Below are 21,477 nucleotides of genomic sequence, written 5' to 3'. Positions count from 1 at the left end.
GCGGTCAGCCCTTGACGGCGCCGGTCAGCCCGCCGACGATGCGCCGCTCGAAGAGGCTGAAGACCACCAGCGCGGGGATCATGGACAGCGAGGTGAAGGCGAGCACCTGCGCGGTGTTGACCGAGTGCTCCGAGGCGAAGGCCTGCACCCCCAGCGGGAGGGTGTACTTGGAGCGGTCGGTCAGGATGAACAGCGGCAGCATGTAGGAGTTCCAGGAGCCTACGAAGGTGAGGATGCCGGTGGTAACCACACCGGGTGCGGACAGCGGCACCACCACCCGCCAGAAGAATCCCATGCGCCCGCAGCCGTCCAGGGAGGCGGCCTCCTCCAGCTCCTTGGGGATGGCCCGCAGGAACGGCACCAGGATGATGACCGTCTGTGGCAGGGCGAAGGCGATGCCGGGGATGATGATACCCGCCAGCGAGTTCATCATGCCCAGGTTCTTGATCAGGATGTACAGCGGCGTGATGGCCACTGTCATGGGGAACATGAGCCGGCGGCGAACAGCATGTACAGGGCGCTGCCGCCCTTGAAGGGGTAGCGGGCGATGACGAAGCTGACCATGAGCCGAGGGTGACGGTGCCGATGGTGCCGCAGGCGGCGGCGATCGTGGAGTTGCCGACCTGCTGCCAGAATCCGGAGCTGGCCAGCACCACTCGGTAGTTGTCCACCACCCAGGGATCGGGCAGGCCCGCGGGATCGGCGGTGATCTGCGAGTTGTTGCGGAAGCCGCCGAGGATTACGTAGGCGACCGGGGCGAGCAGGGCGGCGATTACCAGCGCCGCCACCAGGTAGACCACCGGGCTGGCCCATTCGGGCTTCTGCTTCGCGGAGCGTCCGCGACGACGGCGCGGGCCGGATTCCGCCGGGGCGGCGGGGGCGAGAGGTTTGATGGGGGTGGCGGCGGCGGTCATCGGCTGCTCCCGGTCAGTGCGCCCTCGGTGTCACGGCGCAGGACGAATCGTTGATAGGTAAGGGCGATCACCAGGGAGATGAGGAAGAGCACCACGCAACCGCGTTTCCGTAGCCGTAGTTGCCGCTCATGCGCCCGTTGACCACCATGTAGGTCGCCATGGTCGAGGTACCGGCGGTGGAGGAGATGTACTGTCCCCAGATGATGTACACCAGGTCGAACAGCTGCAGGGAGCCGATGATGGACAGGAAGCCCCACATGCGCATGGTCGGGCCCAGCAGAGGAATCGTGATCTTGCGCTGGATCTGCCAGTAGGAGGCGCCGTCGACCTTGGCGGCCTCGGTCAGCTCCTCCGGAATGCCCTGCATACCCGCCAGGAAGATGATGACCGCGAAGCCGGCGTACTTCCAGGTCAGGATGAACAACAGGATCGTCAGGGCCGTCTTGGGGTCGGAGATCCAGTCATTGGCGAGGGCGCCGAGTCCGAGCTTGCGCAGCAGGCCGTTCATGGCGCCGTCGGTCTGCAGGATCAGCCCCCAGGCGGTTCCGGCGATGACCTCGGAGATGACGTAGGGGATGAAGATCAGGACGCGGATGACCGACTGGCCGCGCATCTTCTTGTTCAGCAGTAGCGCCAGGAGCAGGGCGAAGGGGCCCTGCAGGGCGAGCGAGCCGAAGACGACGATGGCGTTGTGCCGAAGCACGTTGTGGAACTCGGGGTCGGTCAGGATCGTGCGGTAGTTCTCGAAGCCGACGAAGTTGGTGGGGACGCCGAAGCCCTTCCACTTGAAGAAGCCGTAGTAGGCGGCCATGATCACCGGCAGGATGACGAAGGTCAGGAACATGATGACGGCGGGAGCAGACAGGGCGGTGATCTCCACCCGGTCCCGCCAGGACAAGGAGCTGGGGCTCTTCCTCTTCTTGGACCGCCTGACGGCGGTGGCGCCGCCGGCAGGCGCTGAAGTTGCTGCTGTCATGTGCGGGTCTCGTTTCGTGAGTGGGCCGCGGCGCGCCCGAAGGCGTGTCCTGGCGCGCCGCGGCCGACTGGTTGGGGAGTTGAGGGGAACTATTCCTTGGCGGCGGCCGCGCTCATGGCGTCAACGATGCCCTGAGCGTCGCCCTTGCCCGCCAGCATGTCGACCACCGCGACGTTGAGCGCGTTGCCGATGTTCTGCCCCAGGGACGTGTCCAGCCACACCTGGGAGTAGGCGGCGTCGTTGTTGGCCTCCACCTGCGGGAGCAGCGCCTCCTGGGTAACCACGTCCTGCGCCTTCTCGTTGACGGGGATGGTCTCGAAGGCGTCGGCGTAGGCCTCCTGGTTCTCCTCGCTCATGAAGAAGTTGAGGAACTCGGCACACAGCTCGGCCGGGGCGGTGGAGGAGCAGGCGTAGCGTCAACGCCACCCATGATGGCGGTCGGGTCGCCCTCGCCGCCCTCGACGGCCGGGAAGGGGAACCAGCGCAGGTCGGGCAGCGGCTGCTCATCCGGCGTCAGCGAGGCGATCACACCGACGTTCCAGGTGCCCATGAGCTCCATGGCGGCCTGGTGGTTGGCCACCATGCCGGCCGAGGAGCCGGCGCCCTGCTGGGCGGAGGTGGTCAGGAAGCCGCTGTTGAAGGGCTCGGTGCCGGCGAAGTCGGCCAGGTCCTGCCCGGCGTCGACCCAGCACTGGTCGGAGAACTCCAGCTCGGACAGTGAGGTCTCCAGCACGTCCTGGCTGCACTCGCGCAGGGCGAAGAAGTAGTACCAGTGGGCGGCCGGCCAGGCGTCCTTGGCGCCCAGGGCGATGGGCGAGGTACCGGAGTCCTTGAGCTTGGCCACCGCGTCGGACAGCTCCGCGATCGTGGTCGGCTCCTCGGTGATGCCCGCGGCGTCGAACAGGTCCTTGGAGTAGTAGATGCCACCGGGCTGGAGCGAGGTGGGCATGGCGTAGACGCCGTCATCGATCGTGTAGGCGGAGAAGGCGCCCTCGGGTACCTCAGCGGCCACGGTCTCGTCGATCATGTCCGAGATGTCGAGGATGAGTCCGGCATCGACCATGTCGCGCAGCTTGCCGCCGCCGCGAGCGAGGAAGACATCGGGCCCCTCGCCGGCGTTCTGCGCCGTCTGCAGCTTGCCGTCCAGGTCCTCGTTCTGGATGGCCTGGACCTCCACCGTGACACCCTCGTGCGAGGCCTCGAATTCGGAGGCAATGGTCTCCCAATACTCCGAACCGGGGCCTGTGGTCGCGTTGTGCCACAGGGTAAGAGTGTTGTCGTCTCCCCCGCCGCTGGTTCCGCCGCCACAGGCAGCCAGCGCCAGCGATGCGGTCAGCACGCCGGCCATCACTCCGGCAACACGGCGACGGCGGGAACGGGTGGGATGGGGGTGGTGAGCGCATAGCTTCATCATTGAAACCTCCGGATACGGACGCGTCCGATCAGGCTGACCGAAATATTTCGCGAATCCGTCTGACACATTTAGTATAGCGGCGCACATTATCGTGTCAACTGCGGTCGCCGCCGGCCTCCGCCACCACGACAGTCACGCATTCATCGCAAGGAACCGCCATGGCCTACTTCGACCTGCCGCTGCCCGAGCTCGAGACCTACGCTCCCGAGCTTCCCGAACCGGCGGACTTTGACGCCTTCTGGGCGCGCACACTCGCCGAGAGCCCCTTCGACCCGGCCGGCGTCACCGCGGCCCCCGTGACGACGCCGCTGCGCACCCACCGGGTCCAGGACGTCACCTTCGGCGGTTACGACGGCGATCCCATCCGCGCCTGGCTGATCACTCCAGCCGACCAGTCCGGTCCACTGCCCACCGTCGTCGAGTTCCTCGGCATGGGCGGGGGCCGCGGCCTGCCACAGGACAACCTGGTGTGGGCGGCCGCCGGCTACGCCCACCTGGTGATGGACACCCGCGGGCAGGGCTCGCACTGGGGCTCCGGGGGCGACACGCCCGACCCACACGGCACCGGTCCGGCCGCAGCCGGCTTCGCCACTCACGGGCTGCAGTCGCCCGAGGAATACCTGTACCGGCGGCTGTTCGTGGACGCTCACCACGCCGTCGAAGCCGCCGCGGTCCTGCCGGAAGTGGATGCCGCCCGGATCGCCGTCACCGGCGTATCGCAGGGCGGCGGCATGGCCATTGCCGCGGCCGGTCTGAACCACCGAGTCATTGCCGCCATGCCGGATGTGCCGTTCATGTGCGCCCCGACCCGCGCGATCGGGCTGACGGATGATCCGCCCTATGCCGATATTGTCGGCTACCTGGCCGTGCACCGCGACGAGGTGGAGCAGGCGCACCACACGCTCACCTACTTCGACGGCGCGCTGCTGGGAGCCCGGGCAACCTGCCCGGCCCTGTTCTCCACCGGACTGATGGACACCACCTGTCCGCCGTCTACCGTCTTCGCCGCCCGCAACCGGTGGGGGCAGGCGGCCACCCCGGCCCCGGCGCACCCGGAGATCCGGGTCTACCCCTTCAACGGACACGAGGGCGGTGAGTCATACCAGTGGCGCGAGCAGGTGGCTTGGCTCACCGCACTGCGACAGGACCTTGAGCAGTCCTGTTAACCTCCGGTAAGCACACGGGCACGGACGATTCTGAGGGGAGCAGACGTGGAATCTCGCAGCGAGTGACCCTGGACGATGTCGCTGCGGCGGCCGGCGTTTCCAAGTCGGCCGCCTCCAAGGCGCTGAACAACCGCGCCGACGTGTCCGCGGCTACGCGCGAACGCGTCCTGGCCGCCAGCGAGGATCTGGCTACGTGCGCCCGGAGACGACGCCGGCCCGCACCTACCCGCCGATAGCAATCGTCTCCGACGATCTCGCCACCGCCTACACCATTGAGGTGCTCAAGGGGGCAGCGACCGCCGCGCTCGACGCCGGGGTCGCCCTGCACACCACCTACACGCCAGAGCCGGCCGAGCGTGCGCATCCGGTGCCCTTCGAACCGGAGTGGTTCACGCTGCTGAAGGCCACCGACTACCTCGGTTTGATCGTGTTGACCTCCCCGCTCACCCGCGAGCAGCACGCCAGCGCCAGACGCATCGGCCTGCCCGTGATCATGATCGACCCCTCCGGCGAGCAGGAGCGCGGCGTCGCCTCCATCGGCGCGACCAACTGGAACGGTGGCGTGGACGCCACCGAGTACCTGATCGAGCTCGGTCACAGGCGCATCGCCCTGGTCGGCGGGCCCGAGGACTCAGTGCCGGCACGCGAGCGTCACCAGGGATATCTGTCCGCTTTGCAGATGCATTCGCTGCCCGTACACGCAAACCTGGTCTCCTCCGGGCCCTTCGCCTACGAGACCGGTCTGCACCAGGGGCGCCGGTTGCTGGCACTGCCGGACAGCGAGCGCCCGACCGCCGTCTTCGCCGCCTCGGACACCACTGCGCTGGGTATCTACGAGGCGGTCCGGGAGGCCGGGTTGCGCATTCCAGAAGACTTCAGCGTGGTCGGCTTCGACGATACCGAAATGGCCGGTTGGGCGGCGCCGCGACTGACAACGGTGCGTCAGCCTCTGTTCCGCATGGGTCAAGAGGCGGTCCGCATGATCGTGGACAATCACCACGGCCGCCCCATGCTGACCACCACGCCCGTGCGGCTGAGTACCCGCCTGGTCATCCGTGACTCGGCAGCGCCGCCTCGGTAGCACCACTCCGCTTCCCACAGTGGACAGTGGCAGGGCCGGCGAATGCACGAGTTCGCCTCTGAAACACGAGTTCTGGAGATACGCATGTGCCTTGCGGCCGCATATCTCCAGAACTCGTGTTTGTGGCAGTAACCCATGGTCGTTCTGGCGGGGGCGTGGGCGCCCGACACCGGGACACCGGCCCACCACCACCCGCATTTCGGACCGGTTGCCGTGGCCCTCCGCCTAGGCGGTCACGGCACGGCGCTTGTTGAGCAGGTCGAAGGCGACGGCGCCGAGCACGACCAGACCCTTGATGGCCTGCTGGTAGTCGATGCCCACGCCCAACAGGGACATGCCGTTGTTCATCACGGCCATGACCAGCCCACCGACGATGGCGCCGACGACAGTACCCACACCGCCGGTGACGGCCGCTCCGCCGATGAAGCAGGCGGCGATGGCATCCAATTCGAAGCCCTGGCCGGCCTTGGGGCCGGCCATGTTGAGCCTGGAGGTGAAGATGATGCCGGCGAGCGCGCACAGCACACCGTTGTTGACGAACACCCAGAAGCGCACCCACTGCACCTTGACGCCCGAAAGCGCCGCAGCCTCCTTATTGCCACCGATCGCGTAGATCTGGCGGCCGATGACGGTGCGCCCGGCGACGAAGGAGTAGAGCAGAATCAGTGCTGCCAGGATAATCAGCACGTAAGGGGTGCCCTTGTAGGTGGCGATCTTCCAGCGAAGGCCATGCCGATCAGGCACACGAGCACAACGCGGGCGATCCAGGTCCCAGCGGCAGAGACGGGCACCTCGTTGGCAATGGACCGCCGCCGGTTGCGCACCTCCGAGAACACATACGCAGCAAGCGCGACGGCGACTAGCAGCAGCGTGAACACGTCGTACCCGTACCCGCCGAGCAATCCGTTGAGGTAGCCCGACGAAATCTCCCGGAATCCGCCGGGGAACGGAGAGATGGACAGGTTGTGCAGCACGATCATGGTCAGCCCGCGGAAGATCAGCATGCCGGCGAGCGTGACGATGAAGGCGGGGATGCCGACGAAGGCGATCCAGAATCCCTGCCACATGCCGACGAGTAGACCGGTGATCAGCGCGGCAATGACCCCGACCCACCAGGGCATGCCGTGGTTGACGGATACCACGCCGGCGACGGCGCCGGTCAGCGCCACGACCGAGCCGACCGAGAGGTCGATATCGGCCATCAGGATGGCGAAGAGCATGCCGATCGCCAGAACCAACACATAGGCGTTCTGCACGATGATGTTGGAGACGTTCTGGGAGGAGAGGATCTGGCCATTGGTGACGATCGCGAAGAAGAGCACGATGACAACGAGTGCAATAGCCAGCCCCCCCTGCCGCAGGTTCGTACGCAAGGCGCCCTTGAGCGTTGAGAATGTATTGGACATTGGTCAGTCTTCCTTGATCTGAGTCATATAACGCATGAGCGTCTCCTGGTCGGCGTCGCCGCGATCCAGGTCGGCGGTGACGCGCCCAGCCGAAAGGGTGTAGATGCGATCGCAGATGCCCAGAAGTTCGGGCAGCTCCGAGGAGATGACGAGGACGGCCTTGCCCGCATCCGCGAGCTGGTTGATGATCTGGTAGATCTCATACTTGGCGCCGACGTCGATGCCACGGGTGGGCTCGTCGAGGATGAGTACGTCCGGTTCGGCGGCCACCCACTTGGCGAGCACAACCTTCTGCTGGTTGCCTCCCGACAGCCCGCCGACCACGGACTCGATGGTGGGAGCCTTTACGGCCATCTGACCGCACAGCTCGGTGACGACCGCGCGTTCCCGGTGCAGATCCAACACGCCGCGCCGTGAGAACCTGCGCGGAGATGCCGAGGACACGTTGCGCCTGATCGATTCGATGAGGTTAAGGCCGTAACGCTTGCGGTCCTCCGACACGTAAGCGATGCCGTTGGCTATGGCCGAGGCAACGTCCTTGATTTGGATCTCGCGACCGTCTTTGAAGACCCTGCCGCTGATCTCACTGCCCCAGGAACGCCCGAACAGGCTCATGGCCAGTTCGGTGCGCCCGGCCCCCATGAGGCCGGCGAGTCCGACGATCTCACCGTGCCTGAGCACCAGGTCGGCGCCGTCGACGACGGTGCGCGACGGATCGGCCGGGTGGTGAACGGTCCAGCCGTCGAGACGCAGCGCCTCCCCGGTCACTTGGGAGACGTGATCGGGAAAGCGTTGGTCCAGCGTGCGGCCGACCATGAGACGGATGATCTCGTCCTCATCGACGCCGCCCTCACGGTGCATGTCAAGTGTGGCGATGGTGCGCCCGTCGCGAATGATCGTCGTGGAATCGGCAATCTGCCTGATCTCTCCGAGTTTGTGGGAGATCATGATGCAGGTGATGCCGCGCTCGCGCAGCCCTCGCATCAGGTCGAGCAGGTGGGCGGAGTCGTCGTCGTTGAGGGCGGCGGTGGGCTCGTCCAGGATGAGCAGGCGCACATCCTTGGACAGGGCCTTGGCTATCTCCACCAGCTGCTGCTTGCCCACACCGAGGTCCTGAACCCGGGTTGCCGGATTCTCCGCCAGTCCCACACGGGCCATGATCTTCTGCGCCTCGGTATTCGTACGGTGCCAGTCGATGACACCGCGGGACGAGCGTTCATTGCCCAGGAAGATGTTCTCCGCAATGGACAGGAACGGGCTGAGTGTGAGCTCCTGGTGGATGATCGCGATACCCGCGCTCTCCGACGCCTTGATGTCGGAGAAGCGCACCTCCTTGCCGTCAAGCAGAATCTGCCCCTCGTAGGTACCGTGCGGGTGCACACCCGACAGCACCTTCATCAGGGTCGACTTACCGGCCCCGTTCTCACCGCAGATGGCATGGATCTCGCCGCGCCCCACCGCGAAGTTGACGTCATCCAACGCCACCACTCCGGGAAACCGCTTGGTGATGCCACGCATCTCAAGAATGTTGTCAGCTGCCATGTTCAGCCCCGACTCCTGTCATGGATGGGCACCGATGCATCCGGCGCCACGATGCAATTCCGGTCACTTGAGCTCGTCCTCGGTGATGTAGCCCGTGTCCACGAGGGAACTCTGGACGTTGTCCTTGGTGATGATTTCGGATTTCAGCAGGTAGGAGGGGACGACCTTCACCCCGTTGTCATAGGTCTCGGTGTCGTTGACCTCGGGCTCCTCGCCTCTGAGCACCGCCACGGCCATCTGCACCGCGGCGTCGGCGAGTTCGCGGGTGTCCTTGAAGATGGTGGAGTACTGCTCTCCGGCCATGATCGACTTGATCCCCGCGATCTCGGCGTCCTGCCCGGTCACCGTCGGGTAGGGCTGTGCGTCGGTGCCGTATCCGGCGCCCTTGAGCGCGCCGAGGATGCCGATGGACATGGAGTCGAGCGGCGAGAGGACGCCGTCCACCCGACTGCCGTCGGAGTAGGTGGAGGTGATCAGGTTGTCCATGCGGGACTGGGCGGTAGCGGCATCCCACCGCATGGTGGCCACGGTGTCGAAGTCCGTCTGTCCGGACTTAACCCTGAGCGCACCGCTGTCGATATAAGGCTGGATCACATCCATAGCGCCGTTGAAGAAGAAGGGGGCGTTGTTGTCGTCCGGGGAGCCACCGAACAGCTCGATGTTGTAGGGCTCGTCCGGCGACAGGCCGGCATCCTCGCCGTCGGCGTCGAGAATGCCCATGCCGATGAGCAGGGATGTGCCCATCTGGGTGCCGACGTCGTAGTTGTCGAAGCTGGTGTAGTAGCTGACGTTCTCGTTGTCTCGGATCAGGCGGTCGTAGGAGATGACCGGAATGCCCGCCTCGCCCGCGGAGTCCAGTTGCCCCGACAACGCGGTGCCGTCGATGGGCGCGATGATCAGCAGGTTGACGCCCCGCGTGATCATGTTGTCGATCTGGTTGGTCTGCGTGGGGATGTCGTCCTCGGCGAACTGCAGATCCACGTTATAGCCGAGTCCTTCGAGCTGAGCCTTGATGTTATTACCGTCCTTGATCCAGCGTTCGGAGGACTTGGTGGGCATGGCCACGCCGATCTTTAGTTCCGAGGGATCCTTGCCAGCGGTGTCGTTTCCGGTTCCTCCGCCCGCCCCGGGCCCGCCGCAGGCGGCCAATGCCGCGGCCACCGCAGCGGTCACACCACTGGCGAGGGCAGAGCGACGTGAGAGAGTCGGGATGTGGGGTCGGGACATAGCAAGTCTCCTCCTCGAGATCTTCAGGCGGCCCGCAGCCACTACGTTTCAGCACGCCGCACGCGGCGTGCAACGCAAGTGTGAACGTTCACTTTCTACCTGTCAAGACTTGACGCCAACTTCAATCACACACGAACCGAACGGCTAAATATCAACCTTTTAGTGCCCCCAAGCATCCACATACGCTATGTGAACCTTAACATCCGAGTTGGATGCATGAGTGCGCGTCGTTACCCTTCTTCCCTCGCCCGGTGCCGCTGGCGCCACCGCGAGCCGGCCGGCTCATCGCCACCAACGGCAAATGTCCGAGATCGGCATAAACGCCGTCGGCCGAGCCGTCGCTGGCGGACGAAAACCGCGTGATTCCAGCGACCCGAGTCCTTAGGGAAGGGCCACACGACCGTGTTCGTGCCGGATTCGGACACTTCGCCCGTACTGCGAGGTCTGGCGGAGCGCTATGCCTGGCAGCGCATCCCGGGCAGCTATCCCGCAGGCAGCCACGTCAGCAACTGGAGCGGCGCACGCGCAGGGTTGGCGAGATCGAGTGGGTGGTGCCCGCCTCGCCGTCGATGGCGCGCAAAAGCACCTCCATGCACAGCACGCCGAGCTCGTCGAAGGGCTGGCGCACCGTCGTCAACGGCGGACAGAAGAAGGCGGTACCGGCGGTGTCGTCGAATCCCACCACGGCGACATCCTCGGGCACGCGCACCCCCTGGTCGCGCAGTGCCGCCAACATGCCGAGAGCCATCAGGTCGTTGGCGCAGAACACGGCGTCGGGCAGGCCGCGGGCCACCATCTCGGTGCCGACCTCGTAGCCGCGCTCGGCGCTCCAGTCCCCCGTCAGCATCGCCGGCGCCTCCTGCCCGGCATCCTCGAGGGCGGACCGCCAGCCGCGAGCGCGGGCCAGGGCGTCGTACCAGTCCGGCGGACCCGCGAGGTGCGCGATGTGCTTTCGACCGAGCCCTAGCAGGTGCCCCACCGCCATACGGGCGCCCAGTTCCTGGTCGACCGAGACCACATGAATGCGCTCGCTAGGTGCCAGACCGTCGGCGACGACGACGAGCGGTACCGTCCGGGTGACGCGCTCGGCCGAGGTGGCGATCCAGGTCTGTGGGGCGACGGCGATGATGCCGTCCACACCGCGCTCGATCAGGAAATCGAAGACGTCGCGAATCTCCTTCTCCGCATCGTCACTCTCGCGCTTGAGGGCGGTGACGAGGGTGGCGTAGCCAGCCTGCCGGGCGGCAACCTCGATGGCGGCGGTGGTGGAGGCGGGCCCCTGGAAGTGGGAGCCGGTGGTAACCACGCCGATCATGCGGGTGGAGTCGGTGACCAGGGCGCGGGCGTTCAGGTTGGGCCGGTAACCGAGCTGATCGATGGCGGCCCGGACCTTCGCCAGGGTGGCGGGGCGGACGGATTCCGGGCGGTTGATGACACGCGAGACGGTCTGGTGGGAGACGCCCGCCAGGCGGGCGACGTCCATCATCCCTGGACGGCGCCCCACGGTCCCGGACACTGCCTGCTCAGACATGGCGGGCGTGCCCGCACCCCCGTTCAGTCCTCCTCCCAGAGCTGCCAGGTGAAGGTGTGCGACTGGCCGGCCGCTAGAGTGATTAGATCCTGGCCGCTGTTGAAGGCGTTGGGCGGGCAGGTCATGGGCTCGACGGCGACGCCCCGGCGCCCCAGGTGCTCACCGCTGTAGACCTGCACCCAGGGGGCCGCGGCACTCATAACCACGCTGCGCTCCCCCTCGCCGCCGGTCAGGCGCACCTGCCAGGCGTCGGCGGGCAGGCCGGTGTAGGCGTTGTCGGTGGCGGTGGCACCTACCAGGCGCCCGGTGCGCCAGTCCCAATCGGTGCCGGTCACGTCCCGCTCCCCCGCGGGCGCCATGTGGGTATCGACGTCGAGGACGCGGTCGGCGGGTACCTGCAGCACGCACTCGTCCAGCGGTACCGAGCGGGTCAGGTAGGGGTGGCAGGACACCCCGTAGGGGGCGGGCGCTGGAGCACCGTCCTCGATCGGGGCGCCCACGACGCCGACAGCCGTGGAGATGGCAGCACCGGCGTTGGTGGCGGTGGTGGTAACGGTAAGCCCGGTGCGCGCGTCCAACGCGTAGAGGACGATGATGTCCAGCGTCCAGGGGTAGGCGTAGGAGGCGGGCAGGCTCAGGGCGAGCGTGACGGCGACGGGGGCCGCCGCGCCGCCTGCGTCATCGGCGGCGTCCGTCTCGGAGACGACGGCGAAGTTCGTCCAGCCCACCAGGCCGTGCAGGGCGGCGCCGGTCTCGGGCTCGTTGCAGGGCACCGGGTAGTCCACGCCGCGGTAGGTGTAGTGGGCGTCGGCGATGCGGTTGGGCCAGGGGATGAGGGTCTTGCCCTGCCAGGCTCCGGGCAGGGCGGTCTCGGCATCGAAGGGGATGACCAGGTCACGTCCCTGGCGACGCAGGTGGACCAAGGTCGCCCCCGAGGTGGCGATCCGGGCTTCGTAGTCGCCCGCGCGCAGGTCGATGAGCTCTCCGTTGAGCGAAGGGTGTTGCATGGTTGCTTCCAGACTCTCGTGGGGCCGCCGCCCCGGATTGTTTTCCGGTTGTCCGTAGGTTAGCCGAGGCGGCCGCCCCCGAGTGTCACTGGCCGCCCAGGCCGGTGGTGGCCACGGCCTTGATGATCTGCCGCTGGAAGAGCATGAACAGGATCGTCAGTGGCAGCGCGGCGATCATGGCGGAGGCCATGGTCTGGGCGTAGATCGTGCCGTAGGCGTTCTTCACCGTGGACAGTCCCACCGGCAGCGTCATCAGGTCGGGGTTGTTGGTCACGATGAACGGCCACATGAAGTTGTTCCAGGCGCCGATGAACACGAAGATGGCGACCGCGGTGACGATCGGCCGGGACACGGGCAGAATGATATTCCAGAACAGTCGCCAGTTGCCGGCGCCATCCACGCGCGCGGCATCCTCCAGCTCCTGGGGAACCTGGTCGAAGTACTGCTTGAAGATGTAGACCATCATCGGCGCGATGGTCTGCGGCAGGATCACCCCGGCGAAGGTGTCCACCGCGTTTAGCAGCACCATTTCCTTGAACAGCGGCACAATCAGGATCTGCCCGGGCACCATGATCAGCGCGATCGTCAGTGCGAGCAGCGCCTTGCGTCCACGGAAGATGGTGCGGGAGAACGCGTAACCGGCCAAGGCACAGATGATGACCGTGATTACGGTGACCGCGGCGGCAATCAGGAAGGTGTTGCCCATCCAGGTGAACACCTCGCCGCGTTCGAACACGGTGCGGTAGTTCTCCAGCGTGAAGCCGCCGTCGGGAATCCACTGCAGCGGCAGTGACTGGGCCTGCACTTCGGTCTTGAACGAGGTATCGATCGCCCACGCGAGCGGCAGCAACCAGGTGAAGGCGAACAGCGCCAGGATGGCAAAGGCGACCACGCGAGCCACCTTGCTGTCGCCCAACAGCAGGCCGCGGGTGCGGCGCACCTCGGCCTTCCGCTCGGCCCGCTCCCGGCGGTGCCGGTCGCGCAAAGAAATCGGCGGGGCAACGGACTCAGCGCTCATGGTTGGCGTCCTTCCGGGAACGGGCCAGGAACCGGAAGGCCACGGTGATGGCAATGATGACGATGAAGAAGATGTACGACATCGCCGAGGCGTAACCCATGCGGTAGTTCGTGAAACCCGTGTCGTAGATGTATTGGAGGATGGGGCGGGTAGAGCCCTCGGGCCCCGATCCGCCGGAGAAGGCGATGAACATCTGGTCGAAGATCTTCAGCGAGGCGATCACCTGCAAGGTGGCCACCAGCACGGTGGTGCCGCGCAGTTGCGGCAGCGTGATCGAGAAGAGTTTGCGCCAGAAGCCGGCGCCGTCTACTTCGGCGGCCTCGTACAGCAGGTCCGGGATCGCCTGAAGGCTGGACAGGTACAACAGGAAGTTGAAGCCCACGGTCCACCAGACGGTCAGAATGACCATGGACCACATGGCCACGTCCACATCGGTGAGCCAGCCGACCTTGTCCAGGCCGAGTCTCTGTAGCCAGTAGTTGATGAAGCCGACGTCGGAGTTGAACAGCCAGGTCCAGATCTGCACGACGACGGCGACCGGCAGCAGGTAGGGAGCGAAGAAGGAGAGCCGCCAGAACCACTGACCGGGGATGCCGATGTACACCAGCAGCGCCATGATCAGGGCCACGAGTACAAGCGGGATGGTGCTCATGAGCGTGAAGGCGAGCGTGTGTCCCAGAGTGGACCACATGGTCGCGTCACCGAAGGCCTCAGCATAGTTCGCCAGCCCCACCCAGCCACCGTTGCCCATCAGGGACTGCTCCGTGAAAGACAGCCACAGCCCGTAGACGATGGGGGCGATCAGGAACATGAAGGCGACGACGAGGAATGGAATGACGAAGGGCATGCCGGAGCCGAGTCGCTTAACCGCACGGGAGGAGTCCTGTGCACTCCGCCTGGCGCCAGCGCGGCGACCGCCCTTGGCGGCGGAGGCCGTAGCCGAATCGGCGCTGGTTGCCGTGTTTACTGCAGTTCTAACAGTCATGACGGGTCTCCTCTCACTCAGGCCGGCGGATTCTGGGCGAGCATGCGATTGAGCCTGTCAATGAGCCCATCTACGGCCTGCTCCGGGGTGAGGGAGCCGGACAGCCAGCAGGACTGCATGACCTCGGCTACGCGCGCCTGGAAGTCGGAGCCGGATCCGGTGAACCAGGCAGCCGGTTCGAAGACAGCCTGGTTGATGGCATCGGCGTAATGGGACTGGGGCACAAGTTCCGCGTAGGCGGCAGATGAGGTGACCTCCACGTTCGCGGGGGTGTGCCCGCCTTCCGCCCAGTCCAAGGAGTTGTTAAGCATGCCCGCTACCACCTCGTAGGCCGCATCGCGTTTGGCCTCATCCACACTCGTCTGGTGCGGGAGCACGAATACGTGGGAGTCACCGAAGGTGGCCGGGGTACCGAATATGTTCGGCATCGGCATGGCATCCAGGGGCACCCCGGCGTTCAGGAAGGTCTGGTATTCCCAGTTGCCCATGAAGGTGATGCCGGTGCGGCCGGTGGAGAAGGAGGCGATGGCACCGCCGTAGTCCATGTCCGGCTCGGCGACGGTGCCATCGAGCATGTCCTTGATCAGGGAGGTGACCTCAATGGCAGCGTCGCGGTCGATCTGCGCCTGCCGCCCCGGGGTGAGGGTGCACTCCGCACCGGTCTGGGCATACAGGCCCCAGAACATGCGGGAGACCTGGGCGCCGTCACCGGTGTAGCCGAAGGACATCCCCTGCCCGCCGGTTACCTCTGCCAGGCGACGGCCGGCGTCGAGAAAGCCCTCGGGGGAATCCAGCCCGCTCAGGGTGCCGTCTGCGCTGAGCAGGCCGGCCTGATCGCACAGCTCGGTGTTGAAGAAGAGGATGAAGGCGTGAAAGTCCAGTGGGACGGCGTACAGCTGACCGTTCACGAAGCACTTGTCCCACAGCAGATCGGGGAACTCTTCTGGGGTTATGCCGTGGTCCGCGAGCCGGTCCAGATCCCAGGTGTCGAGCAGGCCGCCGGGGGCGTAGCCGATCACCCGGGTAGCGTGCATTACGGCCAGGTCCGGGGAACGACCGCCGACCGAGGACATCGCAAGTTTCGTGTAGTAGGGACCGCCCCAGGTGAGCACCACCGGGTCGATCTCAAGCTGCGGGTTCTGTTGGCCTACGGTGTCCATCATGGCCTGAAAGACGCCACCGTCACCGCCGGTGAACAGGTGCCAGAGCTGAATCTTGGTGCGGTCGGAAGCGGATGCCGAGGACGCGCAGCCGCCCAACAGGCCGGTTCCGGCCAGGGCGGTACCGGAGAGCATGGCCGCCCTCAGAAAGCGGCGTCTGCTGGGGAGTGCAAACGGAATTGTCGGATGACTCAACGTGACCTCCTTGTCAGTTGTGTCGCCAGGTATTTGCTTGTGTGGCGCCGGCGGCGGGTCGGGCCGGTCCGCCGCCGGCGCTTTTGCGGAGCTCAGGCGAGCTCGACCGCCAGCCAGGAGGCCGGCGGCAGCGTGGTGGTGAGCACGCCGTCGGCCAGCGCTACCTCGTGAGGCACGGGGTGGACGCGGTCGGGGTCGTCGGCGGTGTTGACGGCATCGAGGTCGCCCGGGGCGATGATCTGGGCTTCCTTAATGCGGCTCGCGCCCAGTGCCCCCAGCGCGGCGGTAACGTCGATCGAATCGGTCAGCGAACGGTTCAGGGCCAGCACCGAGCCGGTACCCGCCTCCTCGTCCCAGGTGACCACGGCGTCGACGGCGTCGACCTCGCCGTAGCGTTCGGTGCCGGTGACCGGGCTGGCGACGACGGCGTCGTAGGCCTGTCCGCGGGCGATCCGGGAGGCGATGGCGAAGGGGTGGAAGGTGGTCTGCCGCCAGGCGCGTCCGCCCTTCTCGGTCATAATCGGGGCGATGACGTTGACCAGCTGTGCCAGTGAGGCCGCCTTTACGCGGTCGGCGTGACGCAGCAGCGAGATGAGCATGCCGCCGACCGCCAAGCGTCGGCGCCGGTGTAAACGTCCTCGATGCGGGGGGCGGCCTCCGGCCAATCGTCGGGGGCGAAGTCGTGCTCGATAGAGTTCCAGGCGCCCAGACGCCAGACGTTCCACTCGTCGACGCTGACCATGATCTTCTTGTTCGAGCGGTGCTTGGCGCCGACGGCGTCGGCGGTGGCGATCACCCCGTCGATGAAGCGATCCAGGTCCACGCCGGCGGCGAGGAAGCTGGCCCGATCATGGGCGTCGGGGTCGATGTAGCGGTGCAGGCTGATGTAGTCGACCTCGTCGTAGGCCAGGTCGAGGATGGTGCGCTCCCAGTCGCCGAAGGTGGGCATCTCCCAGGAGGAGGAACCGCAGGCCACCAGTTCCAGGTCCTGGTCCACCATGTGCATGGCACGAGCGGTGGACAGGGCCAGGTAGGCGTAGTCCTCGGCATTCTTGTGGCCCACCTGCCAGGGACCGTCCATCTCATTACCCAGGCACCACATGCGCACGTTGTAGGGGTCCTCATGCCCGTTGGTGCGGCGCAGGTTGGCGTACTGAGTGTCCGCCTGCCCATTGACGTAGTCCAAGAGGTTGACGCGTCGGTCTCACCACGGGTGCCGAGGTTGATGGCCAGCATCGGCTCGATGCCGGTCTGATCGCACCAGGTCATGAACTGGTCCGTGCCGAAGGTGTTGGGCTCGGTGGTGTGCCAGGCCAGCTCGAGCCGCCGGGGCCGGTCTTGAATAGGGCCGACGCCGTCCTCCCACCGGTAGTTGGACACGAAGTTGCCGCCGGGGTACCGCACGGTGGTGACGCCGAGCTCACGCACGAGTTCCATGACGTCCTGCCGCAGGCCGTTGGCGTCGGCGGTGGGGTGATCGGGCTCGAAGATGCCGGTGTAAACGCAGCGTCCCATGTGCTCCACGAAGGATCCGTACATGCGGGGCGAGATGCGGCCGATGGGGCGGTCGACGTCGACCGAGATGCGTGCTGTCAAGGGATTCTCTCCTTTGAGTCGGTTGGGGCTGCGCCTCAGGCGGACCGTGCTGGCGCGCTGCCGTTGTCATCATCGTGTCGCACTACTTCAACGTTGTCAACTCCACCAACTGAGGCCGAGGTGCCCAGGAACTCAAATAAGACCGCTACATCAAGGCCCAGCCAAGAACGTTGGGGACCCACAGGCGGACAAACGCCACCTGACATCGTTGAATGTGCGCCGCAACACAATCGGTGGGAACTTCTGTATGCTGCCGCGCATGGCTGCCACCCTCCTCGACGTCGCTGCCCTCGCGGGCGTCTCGGCGAAGACCGTCTCGCGGGTGGTCAACGGCGAGCCCGGGGTCTCCCCCAGCACCCGTGAACGGGTGCTGGAGGCCGTGGCACGTACCGGCTACTCCCCCAACCCCTCGGCTCGCTCGCTGCGCACCGGCCGCTCCGGCGCCATCGGGCTGGCAGTGCCCGAGTTGAACCAGCCCTTCTTCGCCGAGATCGCCGATCGCATTGCCGCCGAGGCCCGCCGCCATGGCCTGGCAGTGGCACTCGGGGTGACCGGCGAACTCGGCCAGGGGGAGGCGGACTTCTTCTCCCGCCATCCCGAGCTGGACGGCACGATCATGTACTGGCAGGGCATGGAGCCCGCGCAGGTCGCCGCCGCGGCCGCGCAACGGCCGCTGGTGCTGCTCGGGGAGCGGCGGCACGACGCCGTCGACCGGGTCACCATGGACAACGAGCGTGGCCTCGAACTGGTCGTCTCCCACCTGCGCACCCTGGGACGGGAGCGCATAGCCGTGCTCGGCGTGCCCGTCCCGGGCGAGTGGATGCATGCGGCCGGGCGCACGCGCATCGCCGCCCTGCACACCGCGATGGAGCACCGGGGACTCAGCCTCGACGAGCGCCTGCTGGTCGCCTCCACCGAATGGCGGCGTGTCGACGGCGCCGCCGCCATCCGCACGCTGCTGGCCCGCCGCGTCCCCTTCGACGCCGTAATCGCCTTCAATGACGGCCTCGCCCTGGGGGCGCTGCACGAGCTGGCGACGGCGGGGGTGCGCGTGCCCGACGACGTCGCGGTCACGGGCTTCGACAACCTGGAGATCTCCCGTTACGCCTCCCCCTCACTGACGACGGTCTCTCCGAGTCTGAATGCCTATGCCGCCGACGCCGTCGCACTACTGTGTGCCCGCATTGACGCCCCCAACACCCCGGTACGCACGGTGGTGGAGGATGTGGACCTGCTGGCCCGCGACTCCACGGTAGGAGGTGAGGGCCGGTGGCCGACCGCGTGACCATGGGCGACGTCGCCCGGCGAGCAGGCGTATCCGCCAAGACCGTCTCCAATGTGCTGCGTGGCGCGCCCGGCGCCTCGGCCGCCACGCGCCGGCGCGTGCTGGAGGCGGTCGCGGCGCTGGGATACCGACTCAATCCGAGCGCTTCAGCATTGCGCTCAGGCCGGCGGGGGAGCATCACGCTGGCGCTGCCCACGCTGCAGCAGCCGCTTTACGCCGCGCTGGCACAGGAGTTGATGCGCGCCGCAGGCGACACGGCCGTAATCCTGGAACTGACGAGCGGTGAGGCCGAGCGCGAGCAGGAGATTCTGTCCGGCTCATGGGCGCGGCGCTCCGATGCCGCCGTGCTGGTACCGCGGGGCCTGGACCCGGCTTCAAGGTCGGCAACCGAGCGCACGCGGATCAAAGCGCCGCTGGTGCTCATCGCCGATTCCGGCCCGCGCGCTGTGCCGCGCGTGACCTGTCCGCCCGAAGCACAGGTGGAACTGGTTGCCGCGCATCTATTGGCACTGGGGCGCCGCCGCATCGCCGTCGTCGGGTCCTCCAGCGCAGCCGACCAGTGGACGGAGGCCTGCGCGCGGGGCCTACGGGAGGCGGGGCTGCGGGTGGACGCCGAGGCCGTCGTCCGGGTGGATGCTCCGGACGGATTGCTCGGCGGGGTGGAGGCGGTAGCCCGACTGGCACATGCGGGCGCCGATGTCGATGCCATCGTTTGTCACAACGACGCACTTGCCGCCGGGGCCGTAAGCGCGCTGCGCCGCCGGGGGGCGCGGGTGCCGCAGGATGTAGCCGTAATCGGCCGGGGCGACACGGAGGCTGCGGTGTTCGCCACCCCGACTCTGACGAGTGTGTCCCTGGACCTGCCGAAACTGGCTCGAGCGGCCTTGGACCTGCTGACACCGGACGCAGATTTGGGCACGCCGCCGCAGCAAGGTGCCTGGGCCCGCGCCGGCGCGGCGGCGACACCCGCGCGGGCACCCTTGATCCAGACCGCCCCGACGCTGTCGATACGTGGTTCCACGGTCGACGGCGCCGAGGCGGCCCCGGAGCGGTGGGGCAACTCCACCGCGAGTGGAGCGGAGCTCAGCCCTGAGTGAGGCGGTAGTAGACCTGGTTGCTCCGCAGCTCCTGCACGAAGCCGCGGGTGGTCGTGGCCTCGTCGATGACGGCCAGTTCCATCTGGGCGATCTCGGCCAGGTCCTGCCACGTCTCCAGGGTGGTGGCCGTGGTCATGACCGTGTGGTGAGCGGCCCCGGCCTGCATCCAGCACTCGGTGGAGGTGTAGAAGTCGGGCGCCGGCTCCCATACGGCACGGGCGACGGGCAGCTTGGGCAGCGGTTCGTCGGGGCCGACGATCTTCACGACGTTGGCGGTCAGCCGGAAGCGCTCACGCATGTCGGACATGGCGACCACTAGACCGGCTCCGGGGTCGGCGTCGAAGACGAGGCGCACGGGGTCCTCGCGGTTCCCGATGCCCAGCGGGTGGATCTCCAGGCGCGGCCTGGAGGCGGTGAGCGAGGGGCAGACCTCCAGCATGTGGGCGCCGAGGATCTTCTCCTTGCCGGGGGTCATCTCGTAGCAGTAGTCCTCCATGAGGGACGCACCGCCAGGCAGGCCGTAGCCCATGACCTTGGCGGCGCGCACGAGCAGGGCGGTTTTCCAGTCGCCCTCCGCGCCGAAGCCGTAGCCGTCGGCCATCAGTCGCTGGACCGCCAGTCCGGGCAGCTGGCGCAGCCCGCCGAGGTCCTCGAAATTGGTGGTGAAGGCGGTGGCGCCGCGCTGCTCAAGGAACCGCCGCATGCCGGCCTCGATGCGGGCGCCGTAGCGCAGGGACTCGTGGCGCTCGCCGCCGGGACGCAGCTCCTCGACGACGTCGTAGGCGCCCAGGTACTCCTCGATGAGGGCGTCTATCTCCGCCTCGGTGACGGCGTCGACGACCTCGACCAGGTCGTTGACGCCCCAGGTGTTAACGCTGGCGCCCAGGCGCAGCTCGGCCTCGGTCTTGTCCCCCTCGGTGACGGCGACATTGCGCATGTTGTCGCCAAACCGAACCAGGCGGGTGTGGTGCAGGGCGTCCCAGCCGGCGGCAGCGCGCGCCCAGGTGCCGATCTTTGCCTGGGTGGCCGCCTGGGTGGCGTGGCCGACGACGACCTTGCGGGGCTGGCTCAGGCGGGTCAGGATGTAACCGAACTCGCGGTCACCGTGAGCGGCCTGGTTCAGGTTCATGTAGTCCATGTCGATGGTGGACCAGGGCAGGGACTGCGCGTACTGGGTGTGCAGCTGGACCAGGGGCTTGGACAGCGCATCAATGCCGCCGATCCACATCTTGGCCGGGGAGAAGGTGTGCATCCAGGCGATCACACCGATGCAGGCGTCGTCGGCGTTGGCCGCGAGCATCGCGGTGCGGATGGCGTCGCGGTCCTTCAGGACCGGCTTCCAGACGATGCGCACCGGGATCGCGTCGGCGGCGTCCAGCCAGGCGGCGACCTGCTGGGACTGGTCGGCGACCTGAGCGAGGGTCTCCTCGCCGTACAGGTCCTGGCTTCCGGTCAGGAACCAGATCTCTTTGCCGTCGAACGGGTTGGGCAGAGCAGTCATGAGTCATTCTCCTTTGAATTGCGAATTCGGCTAGTAGTTGCGGGTTGGTGTTGGTCAGTGTTGGCCGTAGACGTTCTGGTAGCGGTCATTCAGCCGATCGATCAGCTCCGGCTCAATCGGCACCGGCCGACCACCCTGCATAGCGATATGCACCGTACGCGCCACCTCCTCACACATCGCCGCAGCCTTCACCGCAGCCCGCGCATCCCGACCAATCGTGAACGGACCATGATTCGCCATCAACACCGCCGGCGACCGCGAACCCGACAAAGTCTCAACAATCCCCCGCCCAATCGAATCATCCCCAATCAGAGCAAACGGACCCACCGGAATCTCACCCCCAAACTCATCCGCCATCATCGTCAACACACACGGC

At 66.7% G+C, this 21,477-nt stretch carries 22 protein-coding genes and 1 pseudogene; 5 read left to right on the top strand and 18 right to left on the bottom strand.

What is annotated here, in order from left to right:
- Positions 1-4 precede the first annotated feature (4 nt).
- The 4 genes from BW737_RS16835 to BW737_RS07130 all read right to left on the bottom strand — a co-directional run bounded on the left by BW737_RS16835 (position 5) and on the right by BW737_RS07130 (position 3,304).
- Positions 5-481: a carbohydrate ABC transporter permease gene (locus tag BW737_RS16835; RefSeq protein ID WP_218961838.1), complete on the bottom strand. Its 477-nt coding sequence runs from the start codon at positions 479-481 to the stop codon at positions 5-7.
- A 500-nt stretch (positions 482-981) separates the two neighbouring features.
- On the bottom strand, positions 982-1,890 hold the full coding sequence (locus BW737_RS07135; RefSeq protein ID WP_218961837.1) for a carbohydrate ABC transporter permease: 909 nt from the start codon (positions 1,888-1,890) through the stop codon (positions 982-984).
- 89 nt (positions 1,891-1,979) lie between these two features.
- Positions 1,980-2,246: a type 2 periplasmic-binding domain-containing protein gene (locus BW737_RS16830; RefSeq protein WP_218961836.1), complete on the bottom strand. Its 267-nt coding sequence runs from the start codon at positions 2,244-2,246 to the stop codon at positions 1,980-1,982.
- The gene (locus tag BW737_RS07130) at positions 2,243-3,304 is read right to left on the bottom strand and encodes an ABC transporter substrate-binding protein (RefSeq protein WP_218961835.1); all 1,062 of its coding nucleotides are present in this window, start codon (positions 3,302-3,304) and stop codon (positions 2,243-2,245) included. Before BW737_RS07130 ends, BW737_RS16830 begins: the two co-directional genes overlap by 4 nt.
- Positions 3,305-3,462: 158 nt before the next feature.
- Here BW737_RS07130 and BW737_RS07125 point away from each other — a divergent pair, with 158 nt between their 5' ends.
- The 3 genes from BW737_RS07125 to BW737_RS07115 all read left to right on the top strand — a co-directional run bounded on the left by BW737_RS07125 (position 3,463) and on the right by BW737_RS07115 (position 5,551).
- A complete protein-coding gene (locus BW737_RS07125) occupies positions 3,463-4,470 on the top strand; it encodes an acetylxylan esterase (protein ID WP_086614134.1) in 1,008 nt (335 codons plus the stop codon).
- 62 nt (positions 4,471-4,532) lie between these two features.
- Positions 4,533-4,706 carry a LacI family DNA-binding transcriptional regulator gene (locus BW737_RS07120; protein WP_218961834.1) on the top strand — a complete coding sequence of 58 codons (174 nt, stop codon included), beginning with the start codon at positions 4,533-4,535 and terminating at the stop codon, positions 4,704-4,706.
- The gene (locus tag BW737_RS07115; protein ID WP_099330353.1) at positions 4,664-5,551 is read left to right on the top strand and encodes a substrate-binding domain-containing protein; all 888 of its coding nucleotides are present in this window, start codon (positions 4,664-4,666) and stop codon (positions 5,549-5,551) included. The genes BW737_RS07120 and BW737_RS07115 overlap by 43 nt, the downstream gene beginning before the upstream one ends.
- Positions 5,552-5,776: 225 nt before the next feature.
- On the opposite strand, the gene BW737_RS18075 is transcribed toward BW737_RS07115, so the two are convergent.
- From BW737_RS18075 to BW737_RS20210, 12 genes and pseudogenes are all read right to left on the bottom strand, one after another.
- A complete protein-coding gene (locus tag BW737_RS18075) occupies positions 5,777-6,238 on the bottom strand; it encodes an ABC transporter permease subunit (RefSeq protein WP_257210591.1) in 462 nt (153 codons plus the stop codon).
- Positions 6,232-6,957 (bottom strand): ABC transporter permease subunit, encoded by a 726-nt coding sequence (locus BW737_RS18070; protein ID WP_257210590.1) that lies wholly within the window; start codon positions 6,955-6,957, stop codon positions 6,232-6,234. The genes BW737_RS18075 and BW737_RS18070 overlap by 7 nt, the downstream gene beginning before the upstream one ends.
- 3 nt (positions 6,958-6,960) lie before the next feature.
- Complete coding sequence (mmsA, locus tag BW737_RS07105) at positions 6,961-8,499, bottom strand: multiple monosaccharide ABC transporter ATP-binding protein (protein ID WP_086614135.1); 1,539 nt, start codon at positions 8,497-8,499, stop codon at positions 6,961-6,963.
- Positions 8,500-8,562: 63 nt separating this feature from the next.
- Positions 8,563-9,726, bottom strand: a complete 1,164-nt coding sequence (gene chvE / locus BW737_RS07100; protein WP_086614136.1) for a multiple monosaccharide ABC transporter substrate-binding protein — start codon at positions 9,724-9,726, stop codon at positions 8,563-8,565.
- A gap of 502 nt (positions 9,727-10,228) precedes the next feature.
- Positions 10,229-11,257 carry a LacI family DNA-binding transcriptional regulator gene (locus BW737_RS07095; protein ID WP_257210589.1) on the bottom strand — a complete coding sequence of 343 codons (1,029 nt, stop codon included), beginning with the start codon at positions 11,255-11,257 and terminating at the stop codon, positions 10,229-10,231.
- Positions 11,258-11,280: 23 nt separating this feature from the next.
- The gene (locus BW737_RS07090; RefSeq protein WP_086614138.1) at positions 11,281-12,264 is read right to left on the bottom strand and encodes an aldose-1-epimerase; all 984 of its coding nucleotides are present in this window, start codon (positions 12,262-12,264) and stop codon (positions 11,281-11,283) included.
- Positions 12,265-12,349: 85 nt separating this feature from the next.
- A complete protein-coding gene (locus BW737_RS07085; RefSeq protein WP_086614139.1) occupies positions 12,350-13,282 on the bottom strand; it encodes a carbohydrate ABC transporter permease in 933 nt (310 codons plus the stop codon).
- Complete coding sequence (locus BW737_RS07080) at positions 13,272-14,267, bottom strand: carbohydrate ABC transporter permease (protein WP_086614140.1); 996 nt, start codon at positions 14,265-14,267, stop codon at positions 13,272-13,274. The genes BW737_RS07085 and BW737_RS07080 overlap by 11 nt, the downstream gene beginning before the upstream one ends.
- A gap of 17 nt (positions 14,268-14,284) precedes the next feature.
- On the bottom strand, positions 14,285-15,562 hold the full coding sequence (locus BW737_RS07075; protein WP_086614141.1) for an extracellular solute-binding protein: 1,278 nt from the start codon (positions 15,560-15,562) through the stop codon (positions 14,285-14,287).
- Between the two features lie 152 nt (positions 15,563-15,714).
- Positions 15,715-16,221 (bottom strand): alpha-L-arabinofuranosidase C-terminal domain-containing protein, encoded by a 507-nt coding sequence (locus BW737_RS16825; protein ID WP_218961833.1) that lies wholly within the window; start codon positions 16,219-16,221, stop codon positions 15,715-15,717.
- Positions 16,185-16,808 (bottom strand): hypothetical protein, encoded by a 624-nt coding sequence (locus BW737_RS16820; RefSeq protein WP_218961832.1) that lies wholly within the window; start codon positions 16,806-16,808, stop codon positions 16,185-16,187. The genes BW737_RS16825 and BW737_RS16820 overlap by 37 nt, the downstream gene beginning before the upstream one ends.
- Before the next feature lie 77 nt (positions 16,809-16,885).
- Positions 16,886-17,059: pseudogene (locus BW737_RS20210) on the bottom strand (alpha-L-arabinofuranosidase); the annotation flags it as partial.
- Positions 17,060-17,477: 418 nt separating this feature from the next.
- Between BW737_RS20210 and BW737_RS07065 the strand changes: the two are divergent.
- Together BW737_RS07065 and BW737_RS07060 are read left to right on the top strand one after the other, a co-directional pair.
- On the top strand, positions 17,478-18,503 hold the full coding sequence (locus tag BW737_RS07065) for a LacI family DNA-binding transcriptional regulator (protein ID WP_180272123.1): 1,026 nt from the start codon (positions 17,478-17,480) through the stop codon (positions 18,501-18,503).
- Positions 18,488-19,600 (top strand): LacI family DNA-binding transcriptional regulator, encoded by a 1,113-nt coding sequence (locus BW737_RS07060; RefSeq protein WP_086614143.1) that lies wholly within the window; start codon positions 18,488-18,490, stop codon positions 19,598-19,600. Before BW737_RS07065 ends, BW737_RS07060 begins: the two co-directional genes overlap by 16 nt.
- Here the strand turns inward: BW737_RS07060 and araA are convergent.
- Positions 19,587-21,101 (bottom strand): L-arabinose isomerase, encoded by a 1,515-nt coding sequence (araA, locus tag BW737_RS07055; RefSeq protein ID WP_180272122.1) that lies wholly within the window; start codon positions 21,099-21,101, stop codon positions 19,587-19,589. The genes BW737_RS07060 and araA overlap by 14 nt on opposite strands.
- 54 nt (positions 21,102-21,155) lie before the next feature.
- On the bottom strand, positions 21,156-21,477 hold a 322-nt coding region (locus BW737_RS07050; protein WP_180272121.1), incomplete at its 5' end, for a class II aldolase/adducin family protein.

The organism is Actinomyces ruminis, assembly GCF_002154335.2.
Lineage (GTDB): Bacteria > Actinomycetota > Actinomycetes > Actinomycetales > Actinomycetaceae > Actinomyces > Actinomyces ruminis.
The sequence above is the reverse complement of the archived record's forward strand: the minus strand, read 5'-3'. Positions and strand labels throughout refer to the sequence as shown.